The sequence below is a fragment of the Pseudoxanthomonas sp. G3 genome, from assembly GCF_057654715.1.
The window spans coordinates 1,910,352-1,927,470 of the sequence record NZ_CM172805.1 but is presented as its reverse complement, the minus strand read 5'-3'; the positions used below and the strand labels follow the sequence as shown (position 1 = coordinate 1,927,470).

The window sequence follows — 17,119 nt, the reverse complement described above, 5'->3', positions numbered from 1 at the left end:
CGCTGTACGGCGCCCTCCGCGACTCGTCCCCGGATTCCCGCCGCTGGCCCCCAACCCGCCACGGCGCGTCCCTTCGTCGTGGCAGCAGACGGCGCGGCGGGCGACGCTGGTCTCCTCGCATAACCGGGGAGCCCCGATGCAACGTCGTCATGATCTGGACTGGGTCCGCGTAAGCGCCTTCACACTGCTCGTGCTTTACCACGTGGGCATGTACTACGTGACCTGGGACTGGCACGTGAAAAGCCCAGCGGCCAGCGACACGCTGGAACCCTTCATGCTGCTCAGTTCGCCTTGGCGGCTGGCGTTGCTGTTCCTGGTGTCGGGCGCGGCCACCGCGTTCTTGCTTGAGAAGGCCCGGCACACGGCCGCGGGGAACGGCACCCGGACGCGCTTCCTCGGCAGCCGCTCCTGGCGCCTGCTGGTACCGCTGGTGTTCGGCATGCTGGTGATCGTGCCGCCCCAGTCCTATTACGAAGTCGTAGAGCAACTGCCGGGCGGTTACCACGCGGGTTACCTGGCGTTCTATGCCCGCTACCTGACCGGCTACGGCGGCTTCTGCGATACGGACGGGTGCCTCGACATGCCGACCTGGAACCATCTGTGGTTCGTCGCCTACCTCTGGGCGTACACCGCGGTGTTGTGGCTCATCTGGCGCTTGGCGCCACGCGCCCTCGCCGCCACGGGACGTAGCCTCGACAAGGGGCTTGCCGGTGTCGGGGTATTGGTGTGGCCTGCGCTCTTCCTCGGCCTGGCGCGCATCCTGCTGGTGGGCCGCTTCGAACAGACGCATGCGCTGGTCGACGACTGGTACAACCATGCGCAGTATTTCAGCGTGTTCCTGCTGGGCTTCCTGATCGCACGTAGCGAGTCCGTGTGGACGGCGATGGCGCGGGTGCGCTGGACCGCCCTGCTGCTCTGGCTGGCCAGCTGGGCGGGCCTGATCGCCTATTTCGTCCGTTACGCCGATGGGCAGCCGCCCGAACTGCTCCGGAACGCCATGCGCATGATCTGGGGGCTGGACCAATGGTGCGCGATCGTGGCGGTGCTCGGCTTCGCCCGTCACTGGAATCCCGGCGACAGCCGCGTGTTGCGTTACCTCGTGCCCGCGGTGTTCCCGCTCTACATCCTGCACCAGACGGTCACCGTCGTTGCGGCCCATCACCTGAAGCCGCTGGCGATCCCGCCGCCGACAGAAGGCCTCCTGCTGATACTCATCACCTTCGTCGCGTGCTTCGCAGGCTACGAGGTCGTTCGCCGGATCAGCTGGCTGCGCCCCCTGTTCGGCCTGAAGCGTACCGTCGATGCACGGACCGATGGATCGCCGGCGATGGCCGGTTCCAGCGAGGCGTGAGAGCTCAGTCGACGGCCTGCCAGTGGCGGATCAGCAACTGGATGCCACGACGGTTCTGCCAGTCGTCGGTGTCCAGTTGATAGGCCGCATGGATGCGGACCGGCGGGGCCTGGTCCTGCCAGCCGTTGAAGTGGATCGCGTTGAGCGGCGCCGGATGCCCCGCCAGACGCAGCGAGAACTTCAGGTGCTTCTCGCCCAGCACGCGCCAGTCGAGCACGTCGAAGCGGCCATCGAACATGGGCTCCGGGAAGCCCTGCCCCCACGGCCCCGCGCCGCGCAAGGCTTCGGCGTGCGCGCGGTCGAGTTCTTCGGCCTTCAGCTCGCCGTCGCTCAACAGCACGTCCTGCAGCATGGCCTCATCGAGCAGTCTTGAGGCCTGCGCATGGAAGGCCTGGCGGAACGCAGGAAGCGCCCTTTCGTCCAGCGACAGGCCGGCTGCCATCGCGTGGCCGCCGAAGCGTTGCATGAGCCCCGGCTGCGCCGCGTCGATCGCGGCGAGCGCGTCGCGGATGTGGAAACCGGGAATGGAACGCGCTGAACCCCTGAGTGTCGTGCTGCCCGGTTCTGCGGGTGCGAACGCGATCACCGGACGGTGCAGGCGTTCCTTGATCTTCGACGCCACCAGCCCGACCACGCCTGGATGCCAATCGGCGTCGAACAGGCACGGCGCGAGCGGCACCTCGCCCTCCGAATCGATACGGGCGAGCGCCGCATGCGCTTCGTCCACCATCTGCTGCTGCACACCCCGGCGTTCGGCGTTGATGCCGTCCAGCACGCGCGCCATCTCGTCGGCCTGGGTGGCGTCGTCGGTCAGCAGGCAGGCGATGCCCAGGGCCATGTCTTCCAGCCGGCCCGCGGCATTCAAGCGTGGCGCGATGGCGAAGCCGATGTCCGATGCCGTCAACCGTGCGGGGTCGCGCCCGGCGACGCGCACCAGCGCCCGCAGGCCCTCACACCCCTGCCCCGCACGCAGGCGACGCAACCCCGCACCGACCAGGGCACGGTTGTTCGCATCCAGCGGAACCAAGTCGGCGACCGTGCCGACCGCGACGAGATCGAGCAGGGAGGTCAGGTCCGGTTCCGGACCGTCGAAGGCTCCGCGTTCGCGCAATACGCGGCGCAACGCAAGCAGCACGTAGAACATCACCCCCACGCCGGCCAACACCTTGCTGGGAAACGGATCGCCGCGCAGGTTGGGATTGACGATGGCATCCGCCGGCGGGAGTGCGTCGCCGGGCAGGTGGTGGTCCGTCACCAACACCTGCCAGCCGCGCGATTTCGCCGCGGCAATGCCCGCATGGCAGGCGATGCCGTGATCGACGGTGACAAGCAGATCCGGCTTCAGCGCATCCAGTTCCTCCACCAGCGAGGGCGACAGGCCGTACCCGTGGACGATCCGGTTGGGCACCGCCGGTGTGACCCGCTGCGCGCCCAGCAGGCAGAGACCGCGGACACCGACCGCGCAGGCCGTGGCGCCGTCGCAATCGAAGTCGCCGACGATGACGATGTGGCGGCCATCCGCGATGGCATCGGCGAGCAGCGTCGTCGCTGCGTCGATGCCGCCGAGGAGGTCGGGCGGAACCAGCTGCGCGAGCCTGGGCTGGGCCTGCTCCATCGAACAGGCGCCCCGGGCTTCGTAGACACGCTGCAGCAGCAGGGGCACGGTCGCCGGCCAGGTACCGGCCACGCCCGCGTCGCGTCGCCGGATCCGCGCAACGGACCTCATGCGGGCACGTGGTCCGGGCGCGCCGTATCGAGCCGCGGCAAGGCACGGCGCCAGAAACGCCAACGCTGGTCGCGACGCAGCGTGAAGAGGGCGCCGTCTTCGAAATCGAGCGTCAACGTGTCCAGCTCGCCCTTGCGCAGTGCCGCGAGCAGCGGGCGCAGCCCGTCGCTGCAGAACAGGTCCAGGTTGCGCAGATGGCGCAGGTCGATCAGCGCATCCACCCCGCCTTCGCCATCGGCATGGCTGGCATCGATACCGGCGGCCTGCGCGACCGCCTGCAGCAGGATGTCGTTGCCTTTCACCTGCCGGAACCCGGTGCGCACGAAATCCGGCAGGATGCCCGCGCCCCAGAACCACAGCGAGTTCACCGGTGGTTTGCCCTGGGCCACTCGCTGGGCGTTCCAGGGATGGTTGTGCAGCAGCACCTGCGCTTCGCTCAGCAGGGCGCGCCATCGCCGGCCGGCGTCACCGTGCGGGAGATGGGCGAGCAAGTCGTCGCCGAGCACCTCGTCCACCGGCGTGAACTCGGGCAGCTTCGCCTCCAGCGGCAGCCGCAGATACCAGCGCGCCGGGTGCGGCGCATCCAGCAACATGCCCGCGTCGCCAAACAAGGGTTTGAGCACCGGCAGCAGGTGCGCGGTGTCTTCGGCGGACAGGCCCAGCGACTCGCCATGCGCCAGCATGCGCGCACCGGTCATGTCCGGCGACACCCGTGCGGGATCGGCGCGCAGCCAACGGGCACCCGCGGCGTCGCCGGCATCGCGCTGGCGGGTCAGTGCGGCGATCGGCCAATGGTCCGGCACCAGTTGAAACTGACGACGCAGCTGCGCACGTTCGCCTGCCTCCACGTCCTGCCTGTCGCTGCGACCCAGCGCACGCGCCACGTCGTCGGGCAGCGCCTGCCCGACGAGGCGGGTCCGCGCGGGCAGCAGCAGCGTGGCCTGGGCCATCGTGGCTCAGTCGTCGCTGTAGGAGACGCCGACGATTTCGTATTCGCGCTGGCCGGCCGGCGCATCGATGGTGACCGAGTCGCCTTCGTGCTTGCCGATCAGGGCGCGGGCCAGCGGCGAGGAAATCGCGATCAGGCCCAGCTTGATGTCCGCCTCCAGGTCGCCGACGACCTGGTAGCGCTTCTCTTCGTCCGTATCCACGTCGGCCAGCACGACCTTGGCGCCGAACACGATGCGCGAGCCGGCATTGAGCTTGCTGACGTCGATGATCTCGGAGTGCGACAGCTCGCTCTCCAACTGTTTGATGCGGCCTTCGATGAAGCCCTGCTGTTCGCGGGCGGCATGGTACTCGGCGTTCTCCTTCAGGTCGCCGTGCGCACGCGCCTCGGCGATCGCGGTGATCACCTCGGGACGCTTGACCGTCTTCAGAAGGTCCAGTTCCTGGCGCAGGCGCTGGGCGCCCTGCATCGTCAATGGGGCTCTCACCCTTGCAGCTCCTTGTGCAGTTCCTGCAACGCCAGTACCGGGCCGGTGCCGCGGTATTCCAGCGAATGCACCAGCGCCTTGGCGCCGGCGACGGTGGTTGAATAGGTGACGCGGTGCTGCAGGGCCTCGCGCCGGATCGAGAAGGAGTCGGCGATGGCCTGGCGCCCTTCCGTCGTGTTGACGATATACACGATTTCGCCGTTCTTGATCAGATCCACCACGTGCGGACGGCCTTCCAGCACCTTGTTGATCTGCTCGCAGGCAATGCCGTGCTCGCGCAGCCACGATGCGGTGCCGGCGGTCGCAACGATCGAGTAGCCACGGCCCACCAAGTCCTGCGCCACCGGCAGCACGCGCTTCTTGTCCGGGTCGCGCACCGAGATGAACACCTTGCCCACCGGCGGCGCCTTGATGCCGCCGGCTTCCTGCGCGCGCGCCATGGCGGCGCCGAAGCTGCGACCCACGCCCATCACTTCGCCGGTGGAACGCATCTCCGGCCCAAGGATCGGGTCCACGCCCTGGAACTTGGCGAACGGGAAGATCGCTTCCTTGACCGAGTAGTAGTCCGGCACGATCTCTTTCGTCGCGCCCTGCCCGGCCAGCGTCTTGCCGGCCATGCAGCGGGCCGCAATCTTCGCCAGCGGCATGCCGGTGGCCTTGGAGACGAATGGCACGGTGCGCGAGGCACGCGGGTTCACTTCCAGCAGGTAGACGATGTCGTCGCTGCCGTCCTCGCTCGCCTGGATGGCGAACTGGGTGTTCATCAAGCCGACGACCTTCAGAGCCTTGGCCAGTTCGACCACTTGGCGACGCAGTTCGTCCTGCGTCTTCGCCGACAACGAGTAAGGCGGTAGCGAGCACGAGGAGTCGCCGGAATGCACGCCGGCTTCTTCGATGTGCTCCATCACGCCGCCGATCAGGACGTTGCCTTCGGCGTCGGCGATGATGTCCACGTCCACTTCCACCGCGTTGTCGAGGAAGCGGTCCAGCAGCACCGGCGAATCATTGGAGACCTTCACCGCATCGCGCACGTAGCGGGCCAGGTCGGATTCGCCGTACACAATTTCCATCGCACGGCCGCCCAGCACGTAAGACGGACGCACGACCAACGGATAGCCGATCTCTCGCGCCAGCAGCAGGGCTTCTTGGTCGTTACGGGCGATGCGGTTCGGCGGCTGCTTCAGACCGAGCTTGTCGACCAGTTGCTGGAAGCGTTCGCGGTCCTCGGCCAGGTCGATCGAATCCGGGCTGGTGCCGATAACCGGCACGCCGTTGGCTTCGAGCGCACGCGCGAGCTTGAGCGGGGTCTGGCCGCCGTACTGCACGATGACGCCCTTGGGCTGCTCCAGTTCGACGATCTCGAGCACGTCTTCCAGCGTCAGCGGCTCGAAGTACAGGCGGTCGGAGGTGTCGTAGTCGGTGGAGACGGTTTCCGGGTTGCAGTTGACCATGATGGTCTCGAACCCGTCCTCGCGCAGGGCGAGCGCCGCATGCACGCAGCAGTAGTCGAACTCGATGCCCTGACCGATGCGGTTGGGACCGCCGCCTAGGATCATGATCTTCTCGCGGCCGGTCGGCTGCGCTTCGCACTCGTCCTCGTAGGTCGAATACAGGTAGGCGGTGCTGGTGGCGAACTCGGCCGCGCAGGAGTCCACGCGCTTGTACACCGGCTTCACGCCCAGCGCCTTGCGCAACACGCGCACGGCGGCTTCATCGGTACCGGCCAGCTGGGCCAGGCGCGCATCGGAGAAGCCCATGCGCTTCAGACGGCGCATGCGCGCCTTGTCGAGCGAGCCCAGGCCATCGGTGGCGAGCTGCTGCTCGGCGGCGATGATCTCTTCCATCTGGTCGAGGAACCAGGGGTCGATGAAGGACAGCGCATGCACCTGCTCGACCGTCATGCCGGCGCGGAACGCATCGGCCACGTAGAACAGACGTTCCGGGCCCGGCGCCTTCAGCTCGCGACGCAGCTTCGCCAGGTCGTCCTCATCAGCCAGGTTCAGGCCGGTCGGGTCGAGGCCGACCTTACCGGTCTCCAGACCGCGCAAGGCCTTCTGCAGGGATTCCTGGAAGGTGCGGCCCATCGCCATCACCTCGCCCACCGACTTCATCTGTGTGGTCAGACGGGCGTCGGCCTGCGGGAACTTCTCGAACGCGAAGCGCGGGATCTTGGTGACGACGTAGTCGATCGCCGGCTCGAACGAGGCCGGCGTCTTGCCGCCGGTGATCTCGTTCTTCAGTTCGTCCAGCGTATAACCCACTGCCAGCTTGGCCGCGACCTTGGCGATCGGGAAGCCGGTGGCCTTCGACGCCAGGGCCGACGAACGCGACACGCGCGGATTCATCTCGATGACGACGACGCGGCCGGTCTGCGCGTTGATGCCGAACTGCACGTTCGAGCCACCGGTATCCACGCCGATCTTGCGCAGCACGGCGATGGAGGCATCGCGCAGGCGCTGGTATTCCTTGTCGGTCAGCGTCTGCGCTGGGGCGACGGTGATGCTGTCGCCGGTGTGCACGCCCATCGGGTCGAGGTTCTCGATGGAGCAGACGATGATGCAGTTGTCCGCGGTGTCGCGGACCACCTCCATCTCGAACTCCTTCCAGCCCAGCACCGATTCTTCCACCAGCACTTCGGTGGTGGGCGACAGTTCCAGGCCACGGGTGACGATGTCGACCAGTTCCTCACGGTTGTAGGCGATACCGCCGCCGCTGCCGCCCAGGGTGAAGCTGGGGCGGATGATGGTCGGGTAGCCGACGCGGGTCTGGATCTCCAGTGCTTCTTCCAGCGTGTGGGCGACGGCCGCCTTCGGGCACTCCAGGCCGATCTCGCCCATCGCCACGCGGAACAGCTCGCGGTCTTCAGCCATGCGGATCGCATCGCGCTTGGCGCCGATCAGCTCGACGCCGTACTTCTCGAGCACACCGTTGTCGGCCAGGTCCAGGGCGCAGTTCAACGCCGTCTGCCCACCCATGGTGGGCAGTAGCGCATCGGGCTTCTCCTTGGCGATGATCTTCTCGACCGTCTGCCAGTTGATCGGCTCGATGTAGACCGCGTCCGCCATCTCCGGGTCGGTCATGATGGTCGCGGGGTTGCTGTTGACCAGCACCACCCGATACCCCTCCTCGCACAACGCCTTGCACGCCTGAGCGCCGGAATAATCGAATTCGCAGGCCTGGCCGATGACGATCGGGCCTGCACCGATGATCAGGATGGTTTTGAGGTCGTTGCGCTTGGGCATGGTGCTCTCGGAGAAATGACTTACTTGGCGACGGCCTGGCCGGTGGTGGCGGATGGGCCGATGTAGCGGTTGAAGAAGGTAAGCATCCGCGTATAGAGCTCGACCTTGTTCTCCAGGCCGGCAAAGCCGTGGGCTTCCTTCTTCTCGACGAGCACGTCGTCCGGCTTCTTGCCGACTTTGGCCATCGCGTCGATCAGGGCGTGCATATTGCGAATAGGCACGCGCACATCCTTCTCGCCATGCACCAGCATGACGGCGGCTTTGAGGCGCGAAACACCGTAGATCGGAGACTGCGCTCGACGTTCGGCGGTCGTCGGTGGGAACACATCCTTCAGGTAATGGCGGCCGTACTCGCCATCCGCCGTGTCGCTATCGGTACGCTGGATATCCAGATCGTAGACACCGACAAAGCCCACAGCGCACTTGTACAGGTCTGGTTCGCGGACTGGGCTCATCAGCGCCGCGTAGCCGCCGTAAGATGCGCCATAGATGCACACCCGCTCGCGATCCACGAAACCCTTGGCCACCGCCCAGTTGACGGCGTCGGTAAGATCGTCCTGCATGGACGTACCCCATTTCCGGTAGCCCATACCTTCGAATGCGCTGCCGTAGCCACCCGAGCCGCGGAAATTCACCTGCAGGACCGCAAATCCACGGTTGGCCAAGAACTGCACCTCCGGATTGAAGCCCCACTCATCGCGGGGGCCATGTGGACCACCATGAGGATGCACGATCAACGGCACGCGCTTGCCCTCGCTACCGCGCGGCAAGGTGAGGTACCCATGCAGCGGAACGCCGTCCCGTGCCTTGAAGTCGATGGGCTGCATCTGCGCCATCTCATCAGGCTTGATCCAACTGCGGCTGGACGTCAGGAACTGGGCCTGGCCCGTCTGACGGTCGAACAGATACATTTCGGAGGGCATGGTGTCGGCATACACGCGCATCGTGATGTATCGACCGTCCTCGGAGCCGTGCTGGAACCAGACCGCCTTGCCGGGGAACGCCTTCACCAAACCTGCGTACACCTTGGTCTCGGGATGATTTGGTGCAACCCAGTCCCAGTAAGGAACGCCATCTTCGTACCAGACACCGAGCAACGTACGCTCGTCACTGCTCCACAGGTAACCCGCCGGGCTCACCGTTCCATTGTTCGACAGTTGCTCTTCCTCACGGGTCTCGGGGTCCACGAGCACCACACTCTCAGGCTTGCCGTCCGCGCTCTTAGCCATATAGACGCGCTTGTTGTCAGCGGAGAACCCGAGCGGCTGGTACGTGGCGCCGTTACGCTCACTCTCGTGCACCAGTGTCCACTTGTCTCCGTCGCGACGGTACGTGACGTTGCGGCCATCGTTCATCGCGCCGTAGACATAGCGGACCTTGCGGTCATGGTCGACGAGGAAGGTGCCGTTCTCGACGGGCGCAGTCGCCACGGTCATCAGGCGGCCGTTGTTGACGTTGAGCTTGGAGAGGAAGGACGTCTCCACCGAACGCTCGATAAGAATCGTATCGGGGTCTTCGGGCGTCGTGCTGACGATGCCGTACGTACTGCCGTTGGGCAGGTCGAGGCGGTTCGAGCCGTCCATGTTGGCAGCGTAGAGATCGCCCCTGGACGTCTCGAAATCGTAGCGATCGCGCTTGAAGGTGACGAAGAAGATCAATCGCTTATCGCTGACCCAGATCACTTCGCGGAAGTGGCGGTTCTCGCCGTAGTCGAACTTGCCGACGAGGGCCTGGTCCGACACGCGCAGGATGGCGAGCACCGTGCGATCGGCCTGGGGCACGTTAACGGCCATATGCTTGCCGTCGGGGGACAACGCCACCGAGGTAAACTGGGCATCTTTGAAGAAATCCTGGATCGGCACTTCGCGCGCGAAGCCCTGCAACGGAAGCAGCGCGAGCAGCAACAGTAAACGGACCATCACTTTCATCTTCCACTCCCTGAGATGGGGCGGCGTCCCCCGCCACCCGGTACGGACAATCGATGGCACGGGGCCATCCCCCTCACGATGACCGTGCCTGCTCCATGCAGGCGACGAAACGGTCGAACAGCGGTGCGACATCATGCGGCCCCGGCGAGGCTTCCGGATGGCCCTGGAACGAGAACGCCGGTGCGTCGGTCAGTTCGATGCCCTGGTTGGTGCCGTCGAACAGCGAGCGATGGATCACGCGCACGTTGGCCGGCAGCGAGGCCTCGTCTACGGCGAAACCGTGGTTCTGCGACGTGATCATCACGCGACCGGTATCGATGTCCTGCACCGGATGGTTCGCGCCATGGTGGCCGTGGCCCATCTTCATGGTCTTCGCACCGGCGGCGAGCGCCAGCAGCTGGTGGCCCAGGCAGATCCCGAAGGTCGGCGTCTTCTTCGCGATGAACTCGCGGATGGCCGTGATCGCGTAGTCGCACGGTTCCGGGTCGCCCGGGCCGTTGGACAGGAACACGCCATCGGGCTGCAGCGCGAGCACGTCCGCCGCGCTGGTCTGCGCCGGCACCACGGTCACGTCGCAACCGCGCTCGGCCAGCATGCGCAGGATGTTGTGCTTCACGCCGAAGTCGTAGGCCACGACCTTGTACTTCGCCGGCGCCTGCACGAAGGCGTTGCGGTCCAGGTCCAGCTGGCCGTCGCGCCACGGATACGCCTTATCGGTCGTGACGACCTTGGCCAGATCCATGCCCTTCAGGCCGGGGAACTTGCGCGCGGCTTCCAGCGCTTTTTCGACGTTGAGGTCGTCGCCGGCCATCAGCGCGCCGTTCTGGGCGCCGCGCTCGCGCAGCAGGCGGGTCAGCTTGCGGGTGTCGATGCCGGCGATGGCCACGATGCCACGGGTCTGCAGCCATTCCGGCAGCGCCTGCTGGTTGCGCCAACTGCTGGGGCGGCGCGGCACGTCGCGCACGATCAGGCCGGCACACCAGACCTTCGAGGCTTCGTCGTCCTGGTCGGTGCAGCCGGTGTTGCCGATATGGGGGTACGTTAGGGTGACGAGCTGGCGGGCATAGGACGGGTCCGTCAGGACCTCCTGGTAGCCGGTCATCGCGGTGTTGAACACCACTTCGCCGACCGACAGGCCATCTGCGCCTACGGATTCGCCCTCGAATACGGTGCCGTCTTCGAGTACGAGGATTGCGGGTCGAGTCACGGGGTTCGCCTTGGGGTAGAAGGAACCCTGCCCCACCGACTTGCGGCTGCAAGAAACCGCGGACGCGGCGTTTATCCGGTCCGTGGCGATGGGTAACAGGCGAGCGGGAATTGTACGGGGAAGCCCTGTTCAGCGCCACCGTTTTTTGCATCCCGACGCTGCAGAATGGGCCGCTGCCGGCGTTGCGCGTTCAGGTTACGGAGCGATCGGGCATGCGCCTTGGCGCATCAATCCAGCAGGTCCCGCACGCGATAGGCGCCCGGCGCCCGGTCGACCAGCATCCGCGCCACGTGCAAGGCGCCACGGGCAAAAATATCGCGGTGGGTGGCCCGGTGGATCAGCTCGACCCGCTCGCCGAGCCCGGCAAACTGCACCGTATGTTCGCCCACGATGTCGCCGGCCCGCAGGCTGGCGTAGTGGACAGGCTGCCCGGCGCTGCCCGCGGCCTGGCCCAGCGTCAGCGCGGTGCCGGAGGGCGCATCCTTCTTGTGGACGTGATGGGATTCGACGATGTCCACGTCCCAGCCCGGCAACGCCGATGCCGCCCGTTCCACCAGCTCCGCGAGCACGGCGACGCCGAGGCTGAAATTGGTCGCCCAGACCAGCGGGATGCGTGTGGCCGCCTTCGCCAGCGCGCCCTGCTGCGCGGCATCGATCCCCGTTGTACCGGACACCAGCGGCGCGCCCCGCTCGACGCATAACGCGAGGATCGGGTCGAATCCCTCGGGCAGGCTGAAGTCGATCGCCACGTCGAATGGCGGTGCGCCCGACAGCTCCGTGGCGGCGAAGTGCGGCACGCCGCCGACCACGCGCTGTGCCGGCGCGCGACGGGTGACGGCGGCAGCAACGCTGTACAGGGCGGGCTGCTCGGCAGCAAGTCGAAGCAGGGCCTGGCCCATGCGGCCGGAAGCGCCGTGGATCAGCAGGCGGGTTGGCAAGGTATCCATGGGGCCATGGTAGCGGGCCCCTGCGATGCGGCGAAGCCCCTGCGCTCAGGGCACCTGCGGATACCCCAGATGGAAGCCCTGCGCGAACGGAACACCAAGCGCCTTGAGCGTCTCCAACTGGCGCTCGTTTTCGACGCCCTCGGCGATCAGGTCGGCCCGCGTGCCCTGCGCGAACGTCAGCAACGCGGCGATGAGCGCCTGCATGCGCGGCCGCTGGTCGACCTCACGAACCAGGGTGATGTCGAGCTTGATGATGTCCGGTGCGAGCCGGAGCACGTGCCGCAGGCTCGCGAAACCGGCCCCGGTATCGTCCACGGCGATGCGTGCGCCCGCGTCCTGCAGGGCCGAGAGGCTCTGGTTCAACCGCCCGTAGTCGTCGACCGCGGTGTGCTCGGTGATTTCCAGCACCAGCCGGCGCAGGTCGTGCGCGCCGATGACGTTAGCCAGCCGATCGCTGCACGCGGTTTCCGGTGAAATGTTGATCGACAGGAAGGCCTGCGCCGGCAGCGAGGCCAGGTGCCCGAGCGCCGCCTCGGCGGCCGCGAGTTCGAGCTCGACGCTGAGCCCGCTACGCGCCGCGTCCTCGAACCAACGCCCGGTCGACAGGTCGTACTCGAGCGGAAAGCGCGCGAGCGCCTCGTAACCCACCACCGCGCCGTCGGCAAGGCGGACGACGGGTTGCAGCGCGCTCGTGATCTGCCGATGCTCCAGCACCTCCAGCAGGCGCGCGCGAGCGTCGTGTACATGCTTGCGGTCGCGCTCGCCATGGCCTATGCGGGCATCGAGTGCAGCACGCATCTGCGCATGTTCGATGGCCTTGTACATGCTCGCGGCGGCCAGGGTGCTCAGGTGTTCGAGCGTCCTGCAGTCGGTGTCGCCGTAGGCGCCGGGCGTGGTGGCCAGCACCTTCAAAACGCCGACGACCTGGTCACGAAACCGCAAGGGCGCTACCAACATCGAGCGCAGGCCCACGCGGCGGCACGCATCGCGGTTGACGCGCGGATCCTCTTCGCTGTCGTCGCACCTCAATACCCTCGCCTCGCCGATGCAGCGCCCCGACAGGCTGCCTTCTACCGGCAACGTGAGCCCGACCTGGCTTTGTGCGATGCCACTGGCCGACCAGTAACGCATCAGGTCGCCGTCGCGGATCTCAAGCACGGCGCCCGCCGAGCCCGTCAGTTCCTGCGCACGATAAGTGATGGCGTCGACGACATCCTGCGGTTCCGGCCCCGCGGCCGCGATCTCGCCCTGGGCGGCCACGATGCGGGTCAGCAGGGTGATGGCTTCATCGTCCGACGCGCGTTTGCCAGGTATCGAGACCGGCACCCTGACCGACGACAAGGACGTCACTTTGCGATCCCGACTCATCTCCGACACTCCCTGCGGATGATGAACATGATGCATGCCCCATGCATGGAGGCCGTGATGCTAGAGCGATGCGCACAAGGCTGTCGAGTAAACACATTTACAGTTGCGCAACATCACGAAGCCCGCCTTATTGCTCGGGCGCCGTGCCGGTCAGCCGCTTGCGCCAATCCTCCACCGTGCCGTGCTCGAGCCGTCGTTCGAACAGCACGCGCCACGACGGCACCAGGGGCAACGCCGTGACTTCTTGCAACTCGCCGGCATCGACCGTGCGCCGGTAGAGCAGATCGATGAGGCGTACGAGCGGCCATTGCGGATGCGGCCTCGCCTCCAGCGCGATCCGGTCGCCCTGCTGCACGCGGCCTTCCTCCACCACGCGGTAATACCAGCCGGTGCGGCCGGTGTCCTGCACGCGCCGCGCCATGTCAGGAACGCCAAACCGGTCCGACAGCTTCCAGCACGGCTGCCGCGATTGCGACACCTCTACCAGCGCCGAGCCCAGTCGGTAGCGGTCACCCAGGCACACGAGCTCTTCCGTCATGCCATACGTGCTGATGTTCTCGCCGAATGCACCCGGTCTCTCGAGCAAGGGATGCGGCCCCATATCGGACCGCCACAGCGCGTAATGATCCATGGGGTAGTGATGGATCGCCTTGTCCGGGCCACCATGCACGCGCAGATCGCCCTGTTCGTCGCCGCCGATGCCCAGCGTGGTGACGCGTTGCGGTCCGATGACGGCGGTCTTCGCGATCGCGCTGCGGCTGCCTGGCCTCGTGAACGCGACCGCCTTGCCGGCCAGCACCTCGTCCACCACGCACGATGGCGTCGTCACGGCAGCACCCTCCCCAGCCCCGACGCATCGATCTCCCGGGCTGCGGCGGCGAGGGACAGCGCCTCCACGTTCGCATCGAAACCGATCCGGAAATGCACTTCGCCCTCCGGTGTTCGCGAGGAATGGATGGAAGACAAGCTGACGCCATGCCGTTCGAACACATGGAGTAGCGCACGCAGCGAGCCAGGGCGATCTTCCGGCAGATGCACGCTGAGCGCTTCGCGGCCGGCCAGATCGGCCAACAGGTAGCCGATCCGTTCGTAACTGTAGTTGCCATCGGCCAGCATGGCTGGCCCGACCGCATCGCGGTTGTCGGTGAGGAATTCCGTGCGGAACGCGGTTCTCGCGGCGTCACTGCCCTCGCCCACCAGCTGCGCCATCCGTTCGATCTGCTGGCCGAGCGCGCGCAATACATCGCCCGCGTACGGATTGCCGAACTGGATGTCCTCGTAGATCGCCGGGTTCAATGAGAGGATGCGGGCGAGGATGGCGGCGTCCATCTCGAACGACGCCGAGCGGTACGGCATCAGTGCCGCCAGGTCGCCGACGCGCGCAGCTTCACCGCGCAACACGCCCGCTTGGGCGAGGTGCGTGGCATGGACCATCGCCTGCACCAGTGCCATCACGCGGTCATGCTGCTCGGGCGTGGCCTGCACGCATTCGGCTTCAAGCGCCGCCAGCAACGACGCCACCCACGGCCGCCACGCATCCAACCTCGCCTCACTGACCACCATCACCCGGCCTTTCAGCGTCGGGGTTTTCGGCGGCGCCGTCATCGGATGCAGGCCGACCACTTCGGCGCGCGAGGCGAGCATTTCGGATACAGGCGCAGCCTTGATCGAGGTGACGTCCAGCCACAACCGCCCCACCTCGGTTCCCGCAGCCAGTGTGCGGTAGCGCGCGATCAGTTCGGCGGTGTGGCGAATGGGCGCCGAGAAAACCAATACATCGGCGAGCTGCGCTAGTGCGGCTTCATCCACCGACGCAGGATCGGCCGGATCATGGCCGATGACGTCCAGGCCCATACGCACGCGGAAAAAGCGCGTGAGCCAGCGTCCGTAGGCGCCCGCGCTACCGACGATGCCCACGCGCGGCGTGTCGTGGCCGCGTGTGGGCATGGTGGGCGGGGTGCGGTCGATCATTCCCGGCTCATCGCGACGAGGCGCCCTCCGCCTCGCTTAGATAGACGACCTGCGCACGCAGGTCCGGCATGATCCGGCGCATCACCTGGGAGAAACCCGCGTTGTACTCGGGCGAGCACACCGGTCCGGGCGTCCGATCATCCAGCGTGCGACGGACGTGCAGGCGGCTGCCCTCCTGGCGGAACGTCGAGACGTAACTCAGCGTGCCCTCGCGCAGGCTCACGTCTTTCGGCACGGCGAGGATGCGCATGGAAGCCGGAAACTCGAACGTGTACTCCTCGTCCGAGTGGTAGGCACCACAGCTGCTCTCGCCCGCCGGCTGGTCTGGGTCGCCGAGTTGCGAGGCCACCAGCATCGCGACCGGCGTGAAGCTGAGGAACCAGGGCTGCACCTGAAAGCCACCCGTCGTCGGAATCATCCGGTCGACCTCGAAGTCCGCATCCAGATTGAACGTCTCCAGCATCGGCACCGGATCGTCGTACTTCACCTTGCCGTTCGCGCTCAGTGCGTTACCGCGGAAGTAGTTGCGCACCAGTTTGTCCGCGTCGCTTGCGCCGACGTTGCGGAACTGCGTACGCGCCGCGACCGCCATGCGCCCGCTCAGTTCCACCCGCTGCGTTCCCTTGATCGAGCCATCCGGCTGGATGCGGATGGTCGTGCGGAGCTTCTGCCACTCCGAACCCACCTGCGTCACCGGCGTCGTGGTGCCATCGCGATGGCCGTCCACCAGCAGCACTGGCTTGCCCGCAGCGCCGTCCGGCAAGCTGCCGAAGGGCACCGTGGCCGCGGTGGAGTCCACGTACAGATCCAGGCTGGGGATGTAGTTGATCACGTGGTTGACGACCGACGCGACCGGAATGTCCGGCAGCGTGTAGGTCCCGCCCGCATTGATCAGCGCCTGGGTACTGTCGATGCCGCGCGCCTTCAGCAGCGCCTGTAAGAGAGTCGCGTGGTCCTTGCAGTCGCCCATGCGGTTGTCGAGGACCACGTCCAGGTCGCGCGGCACCACTGCCCCCAGCCCGATGCAGTTGCCCGCGTAGGTGATCTTCGTGGACACCCACTCGTAGAGCTTCTTCGCCGTCTCGCGCGAGTCCTTGCTCTTGCCGGCGATCTCAGCCGCGAGCGTTCGTAACCGCGGGGTCAGGGCCGCCTTGGCATTGGCCGGTCCACCGTAGGCCGCCGCAATGTCGGCGTAGCTGGCGAACGTGGAGAACGCATAGCCCGGGTAGCGATCGGCGGTGAAGACCGTGTCGCGCAGGCTCTCGCGATCGACCGGCTGACGGTTACTCCATTGCCAGCGGACGATACGTCGCCCCTCGCCCGTCTCGACGGCGGGCTGGGTCATCTGCCAGTTGCGCCACGTCGCCTTCATGGCCTCCGGCGCGTCGATGGTCACCTGCACGTCGCCGTAGTACGACGCCGGGCTGTAGTTGCGGATCACCGAGAAGTGGCCCGGGAACATCGGCTGGGTCGCCGTCACCCGGTACGCGAACACCGTGGTGTCGCCGACGGCGAGTTCGGGGAACACCACCGTGAGCGTGGTCTGGTCCGAATAGATAGGCGAATCGCCCTCGCGCCCCGAACTGCTGCTGACCTGGTAGTTGCCCCGCGGCACGTCGACGCGGCGCCCGTCGGGCTTCAGCGTGTAGGCCTCGATCACCTCGGCCTTCTGGATGCTGGTGCTGTAGCTCACGGAAGCGTCCTTGGCCGCCTCGAGCGCGCTGTCCTTCAGCACCTTGATCGCGGTCTCCTGCTCCTGCACGAAACTGCCGTCGGCATCGAGGACGAAACGCGTCGACTCGCGCTCGACCTGCAACGGCCGGTCATCGGCCGCCCATGCAGGCGCCAGCACGACCAGCGCCAAGATCCCCCACCACTTCCCCATGTTCGTACGCACGCGACCTCCCTTCATCGTGGACGTGAATGAAAACGGCCCCGGGGTC

General features: G+C 66.6%; 12 protein-coding genes. 1 reads left to right on the top strand and 11 read right to left on the bottom strand.

The annotated features are described in order from the left end of the window. The first annotated feature begins 136 nt into the window (after positions 1-136). Positions 137-1,351 carry an acyltransferase family protein gene (locus AC23D6_RS09230; RefSeq protein ID WP_487752454.1) on the top strand — a complete coding sequence of 405 codons (1,215 nt, stop codon included), beginning with the start codon at positions 137-139 and terminating at the stop codon, positions 1,349-1,351. Positions 1,352-1,355: 4 nt separating this feature from the next. On the opposite strand, the gene recJ is transcribed toward AC23D6_RS09230, so the two are convergent. From recJ to AC23D6_RS09175, 11 genes are all read right to left on the bottom strand, one after another. Beyond that, positions 1,356-3,077 carry a single-stranded-DNA-specific exonuclease RecJ gene (recJ, locus tag AC23D6_RS09225; RefSeq protein ID WP_487752453.1) on the bottom strand — a complete coding sequence of 574 codons (1,722 nt, stop codon included), beginning with the start codon at positions 3,075-3,077 and terminating at the stop codon, positions 1,356-1,358. Further along, positions 3,074-4,027, bottom strand: a complete 954-nt coding sequence (locus tag AC23D6_RS09220) for a phosphoglycerate mutase (protein WP_487752452.1) — start codon at positions 4,025-4,027, stop codon at positions 3,074-3,076. Before AC23D6_RS09220 ends, recJ begins: the two co-directional genes overlap by 4 nt. Positions 4,028-4,033: 6 nt before the next feature. Continuing rightward, on the bottom strand, positions 4,034-4,501 hold the full coding sequence (gene greA, locus AC23D6_RS09215; RefSeq protein ID WP_487752603.1) for a transcription elongation factor GreA: 468 nt from the start codon (positions 4,499-4,501) through the stop codon (positions 4,034-4,036). 8 nt (positions 4,502-4,509) lie between these two features. Further along, complete coding sequence (gene carB, locus AC23D6_RS09210) at positions 4,510-7,755, bottom strand: carbamoyl-phosphate synthase large subunit (protein ID WP_487752451.1); 3,246 nt, start codon at positions 7,753-7,755, stop codon at positions 4,510-4,512. Between the two features lie 20 nt (positions 7,756-7,775). Then, positions 7,776-9,683, bottom strand: a complete 1,908-nt coding sequence (locus tag AC23D6_RS09205; protein WP_487752450.1) for a S9 family peptidase — start codon at positions 9,681-9,683, stop codon at positions 7,776-7,778. Between the two features lie 73 nt (positions 9,684-9,756). After that, complete coding sequence (gene carA / locus AC23D6_RS09200; protein ID WP_487752449.1) at positions 9,757-10,890, bottom strand: glutamine-hydrolyzing carbamoyl-phosphate synthase small subunit; 1,134 nt, start codon at positions 10,888-10,890, stop codon at positions 9,757-9,759. A 227-nt stretch (positions 10,891-11,117) separates the two neighbouring features. Next, on the bottom strand, positions 11,118-11,837 hold the full coding sequence (gene dapB / locus AC23D6_RS09195; protein ID WP_487752448.1) for a 4-hydroxy-tetrahydrodipicolinate reductase: 720 nt from the start codon (positions 11,835-11,837) through the stop codon (positions 11,118-11,120). Between the two features lie 45 nt (positions 11,838-11,882). After that, positions 11,883-13,097 carry a sensor domain-containing phosphodiesterase gene (locus AC23D6_RS09190; protein WP_487752447.1) on the bottom strand — a complete coding sequence of 405 codons (1,215 nt, stop codon included), beginning with the start codon at positions 13,095-13,097 and terminating at the stop codon, positions 11,883-11,885. Positions 13,098-13,332: 235 nt separating this feature from the next. Next, positions 13,333-14,034: an MOSC domain-containing protein gene (locus AC23D6_RS09185; protein WP_487752446.1), complete on the bottom strand. Its 702-nt coding sequence runs from the start codon at positions 14,032-14,034 to the stop codon at positions 13,333-13,335. Further along, entirely contained in the window at positions 14,031-15,152 is a 1,122-nt protein-coding gene (locus tag AC23D6_RS09180; protein WP_487752602.1) for a prephenate dehydrogenase, read from the bottom strand. The genes AC23D6_RS09185 and AC23D6_RS09180 overlap by 4 nt, the downstream gene beginning before the upstream one ends. 31 nt (positions 15,153-15,183) lie before the next feature. Continuing rightward, positions 15,184-17,073, bottom strand: a complete 1,890-nt coding sequence (locus tag AC23D6_RS09175) for a DUF3857 domain-containing transglutaminase family protein (RefSeq protein ID WP_487752445.1) — start codon at positions 17,071-17,073, stop codon at positions 15,184-15,186. Positions 17,074-17,119: the final 46 nt, after the last annotated feature.

Coding starts and splice junctions, on each gene's coding strand:
- AC23D6_RS09230 (WP_487752454.1), top strand. CDS start 137: ATGCAACGTCGTCATGATCTGGACTGGGTCCGCGTAAGCGCCTTCACA.
- recJ (WP_487752453.1), bottom strand. CDS start 3,077: ATGAGGTCCGTTGCGCGGATCCGGCGACGCGACGCGGGCGTGGCCGGT.
- AC23D6_RS09220 (WP_487752452.1), bottom strand. CDS start 4,027: ATGGCCCAGGCCACGCTGCTGCTGCCCGCGCGGACCCGCCTCGTCGGG.
- carB (WP_487752451.1), bottom strand. CDS start 7,755: ATGCCCAAGCGCAACGACCTCAAAACCATCCTGATCATCGGTGCAGGC.
- AC23D6_RS09205 (WP_487752450.1), bottom strand. CDS start 9,683: ATGAAAGTGATGGTCCGTTTACTGTTGCTGCTCGCGCTGCTTCCGTTG.
- dapB (WP_487752448.1), bottom strand. CDS start 11,837: ATGGATACCTTGCCAACCCGCCTGCTGATCCACGGCGCTTCCGGCCGC.
- AC23D6_RS09180 (WP_487752602.1), bottom strand. CDS start 15,152: ATGCCCACACGCGGCCACGACACGCCGCGCGTGGGCATCGTCGGTAGC.